Source organism: Mesorhizobium silamurunense, assembly GCF_014843825.1.
Taxonomy (GTDB): Bacteria; Pseudomonadota; Alphaproteobacteria; order Rhizobiales; family Rhizobiaceae; genus Mesorhizobium; species Mesorhizobium silamurunense.
Genome location: NZ_JHQR01000195.1, coordinates 1 through 4,221 on the forward strand (window position 1 = coordinate 1; position 4,221 = coordinate 4,221).

A 4,221-nucleotide genomic window follows, 5' to 3' on the forward strand; every position below is an offset into this window, starting at 1 on the left:
CGCGACATCCTGCGCCGGCGCGCACGGCGCGGGTGATCGCGCCGCCAAAGGCCGGATCCGGCAAGGTCGTGCTCAAGCTTTGCCGGCCTGACGGCAGCGCCGGCGAGCGCCTGCTCAGCAAGCGCGACGGCGAGTTGTTCAAGGCGGCGCGACGGGCCGACTGGGGCGACACCTTGGCATAAGCGTCTCCGTCATTCCGGGTTTTGCGCCGCGTCGGTCCGCTTCTTGCTCCGCCCCAGGAATGGCGACGCGACCGCTCGGCAAACCGATGCAACCGTTGTTGCATTTTCCTGTTTTGTTCTCGTTCAGAAGCCGCTACGGTGCCCTCTTCGATTCGAGTCAATCACGATTCTTTCCACGAAAAAATTTTAGCTGTGAATCGCGAGCATCAAGGCCGGTTGGAAACCCACTGTTGCAGATAAGTCAGCACCGGCTTGTCCAGTTCTGATATCGAGGAAGCGGGATCGAAATCGGGGACATCATGGCAGAAGCAGCGCGCAAACTCGGCGTGGCGGAGCAACCGCTTTATCGCGAGGCACCGAACAACATCGAGGCCGAGCAGGCGCTGCTTGGCGCCATACTCGTCAACAACGACGCCTTCTACCGCGTTTCGGATTTCCTAAAGCCCGCGCATTTCTACGAGCCGCTGCACCGCCGCATCTTCGAGGTGGCGGCCGAGCTCATCCGCATGGGCAAGATCGCGACGCCGATCACGCTGAAGACCTTCCTGCCGGCGGAGGAAAAGGTCGGCGACATGACGGTGGCGCAATATGTCGTGCGGCTCGCCGTCGAGGCCGTCACCGTCGTCAACGCCACCGATTACGGCCGCGCCATCTACGATCTCGCCACGCGCCGCGCGCTGATCACCGTCGGCGAGGACATGGTCAACATCGCCTATGACGCGCCGGTCGACATGTCGCCCTCCGACCAGATCGAGGACGCCGAGCGGCGCCTGTTCGAGCTCGCCGAGACAGGCCGCTACGACGGTGGCTTCGAAAGCTTCAACGATGCGGTGAAGACCGCCGTCGACATGGCCAATGCCGCCTATATGCGCGACGGCCACCTGTCGGGCATCGCCACGGGCCTGCGCGACCTCGACCGCCGCATGGGCGGCCTGCAACCTTCCGACCTGATCGTGCTCGCAGGGCGCCCCGGCATGGGCAAGACCTCCTTGGCCACCAACATCGCCTTCAACATCGCCGAGGCTTATGTCCCCGCGCAGCAGGCCGACGGTTCGTTCAAGGCCGCCAATGGCGGCGTGGTCGGCTTCTTCTCGCTGGAAATGTCGTCGGAGCAGCTCGCCACCCGCATCATCTCGGAGCAGACAGAAATTTCGTCATCGAAGATCCGCCGCGGTGAGATCACCGAGATGGACTTCGAGAAGCTGGTCGCCTGCTCGCAGACGATGCAGAAGATCCCACTGTTCATCGACCAGACCGGCGGCATTTCGATCGCGCAGCTCTCCGCCCGGGCGCGGCGGCTGAAGCGCCAGCGCGGCCTCGACCTCATCGTCATCGACTATATCCAGCTCATGCAAGGATCGAGCGCCAGGGCCTCGCAGAACCGCGTGCAGGAAATCACCGAGATCACCACCGGCTTGAAGGCTTTAGCCAAGGAGCTCGGCGTGCCGATCATTGCGCTCTCACAGCTGTCGCGTCAGGTGGAAAGCCGCGACGACAAGCGCCCGCAGCTCTCGGACCTGCGCGAATCGGGCTCGATCGAGCAGGACGCCGACGTGGTGCTGTTCGTCTATCGTGAGGAGTATTACCTCAAGAACCGCGAGCCAAAGCTCGGCACCGACGAATACATCAAGTGGGAAAACGAGATGAACGAGGCGCGCGGCAAGGCCGAGTGTATCGTGGCCAAGCAGCGCCACGGACCGACGGGAACCGTCAGCCTCGCCTTCCACGGCGAGTTCACCCGCTTCTCGGACCTGGCGGAAGAGCATCATTTGCCGGAAAGGTTTGAGTGAGCTTGAGACAGGTCTCACTCCGTCCCACCCCCCTCTGTCCTGCCGGACATCTCCCCCTCAAGGGGGGAGATTGGATGTCGCCTGCGCTTTCGCCAATCGCAAACGTCGCAGGTTCGACGCCGAGGTCGAAGCTGCCGATCTCCCCCCCTGAGGGGGAGATGTCCGGCAGGACACAGGGGGGTGCTGTCCCACCGACCTATCCAGCATTGGCGATGCTCGAAGCGGGCCGCGCCTAATGGCCAAATCCCGCGTTCAGTTCATCTGCCAGAATTGCGGCTCGGTGCATCAGCGCTGGGCCGGCAAATGCGATGCCTGCGGCGAGTGGAACACCCTGGTCGAGGAAGGCACGGCAGGCGGCATCGGCTCGGGGCCGGCGAACACGCGCAACGCCCGCAAGGGCCGCGCCGTGGTGCTTACCAGTCTGGCCGGCGACATCGAGGACGCGCCGCGCATCGTCTCCGGCATCGGCGAGCTCGACCGCGCCACCGGCGGCGGTTTCGTGCGCGGCTCCGCAATGCTGGTTGGCGGCGATCCCGGCATCGGCAAGTCGACGCTGCTCACGCAAGCCGCCGCAGCGCTTGCCTCGAAGGGCCATCGCATCGTCTATGTCTCCGGCGAAGAGGCAGTCGCGCAGATCCGGCTGCGCGCCCAGCGCCTCGGCGTCGCCTCGACGCCGGTGGAGCTCGCCGCCGAGACCAATGTCGAGGACATCCTGGCAACGATAGCCGACGGCAAGCGGCCGGACCTCGTCATCCTCGATTCCATCCAGACGCTGTGGACCGATCTTGCCGATTCGGCGCCGGGCACCGTCACCCAGGTGCGCGCCGCCGCGCAGGCGATGATCCGCTACGCGAAATCCACAGGCGCCGCGATCGTGCTCGTCGGGCATGTCACCAAGGAAGGCCAGATTGCCGGCCCGCGCGTGGTCGAGCACATGGTCGACGCTGTGCTCTATTTCGAAGGCGAGGGCAACCATCACTTCCGCATCCTGCGCACGGTGAAGAACCGTTTTGGGCCGACCGACGAGATCGGCGTCTTCGAAATGTCGGACAAGGGCCTGCGCGAGGTCGCCAATCCGTCGGAGCTATTCCTCGGCGAAAGGCACGCGAAATCGCCGGGCGCCGCGGTTTTCGCCGGAATGGAAGGAACGCGGCCGGTTCTCGTCGAAATCCAGGCGCTGGTGGCGTCCTCCTCGCTCGGCACGCCGCGCCGGGCCGTCGTCGGCTGGGACGGCGCGCGGCTCTCCATGGTGCTGGCGGTGCTGGAGGCACATTGCGGCATCCGCTTCGGCCAGCACGATGTCTATCTCAACGTCGCCGGCGGCTACCGTATCTCAGAGCCGGCGGCCGATCTCGCGGTTGCCGCAGCGCTGGTTTCCTCGCTCACCGGTCTTGCCCTTCCCGCCGATTGCGTCTATTTCGGCGAAATCAGCCTTTCGGGCGCGGTGAGGCCGGTTGCGCATGCGCAGCAGCGCCTTAAAGAGGCCGAAAAGCTGGGTTTCGGAAGCGCGGTGCTGCCGCTTGGCAGCGAGGAAATCGTTGGCGGTAATGGGGCCGGGGGAATCGCGGCCAGCGCTTTCCAGCCCACCGAGCTTGCCGACCTCGTAGCGCGCATAGCCGGCTCACGGCGCAGCCGCGCCGACGAGGGAGAATGACGCGGCTCATGATGTGGGGCGAAAGACATGCCGATTACGCTGCTTGACGGAATTCTCGTCGGCTTCACGCTGGTCTCGGCGATGCTTGCCATGGTGCGCGGCTTTTCCCGCGAGGTGCTGTCGGTGGTTTCCTGGGCAGCGGCGGCGGCGGCGGCCTTCTTCTTCTACAAGCCGGTGCTGCCCTACGTTCAGCCCTATGTCGACAACGACAAGATCGCCATGGCGGCGGCTGCCGGCGTCGTGTTCGTCATCGCGCTTATCGTCGTCTCGGTCATCACCATGAAGATCGCCGACTGGATCATCGATTCGCGCATCGGCGCGCTCGACCGCACGCTTGGCTTCCTTTACGGCGCGGCGCGCGGCATCCTGGTGGTCGCGGTGGCGCTTTTGTTCTTCAACTGGCTGGCCGGCGCCAAGGCGCCCGCGTGGGTCGCCAACGCCAAGTCGCGGCCGCTGCTGGAGACGATCGGCGCAAAGCTCGAAAGCGTGCTGCCTGAGAACACGGAAGAGCTGGTCAACAAATATACGCATAAGGGCACGCCCCAGGCAGGCGCGCCGGCGACCACCGACCAGCCCGCGGCCGAACCGCCGGCCG

4 protein-coding genes are annotated in these 4,221 nt (G+C 65.1%); all 4 read left to right on the forward strand.

Going from position 1 to position 4,221, the window contains the following annotated elements:
• Positions 1 to 182, forward strand: a 182-nt coding sequence (locus tag DH10_RS21675; RefSeq protein WP_281423856.1) for a small ribosomal subunit Rsm22 family protein, incomplete at its 5' end; no start/stop codon positions are given.
• Between the two features lie 299 nt (positions 183 to 481).
• Complete coding sequence (locus DH10_RS21680; RefSeq protein ID WP_192256502.1) at positions 482 to 1,972, forward strand: replicative DNA helicase; 1,491 nt, start codon at positions 482 to 484, stop codon at positions 1,970 to 1,972.
• A 235-nt stretch (positions 1,973 to 2,207) separates the two neighbouring features.
• Positions 2,208 to 3,626 carry a DNA repair protein RadA gene (gene radA / locus DH10_RS21685; protein ID WP_192256504.1) on the forward strand — a complete coding sequence of 473 codons (1,419 nt, stop codon included), beginning with the start codon at positions 2,208 to 2,210 and terminating at the stop codon, positions 3,624 to 3,626.
• A gap of 27 nt (positions 3,627 to 3,653) precedes the next feature.
• On the forward strand, positions 3,654 to 4,221 hold a 568-nt coding region (locus tag DH10_RS21690), incomplete at its 3' end, for a CvpA family protein (protein ID WP_192385303.1).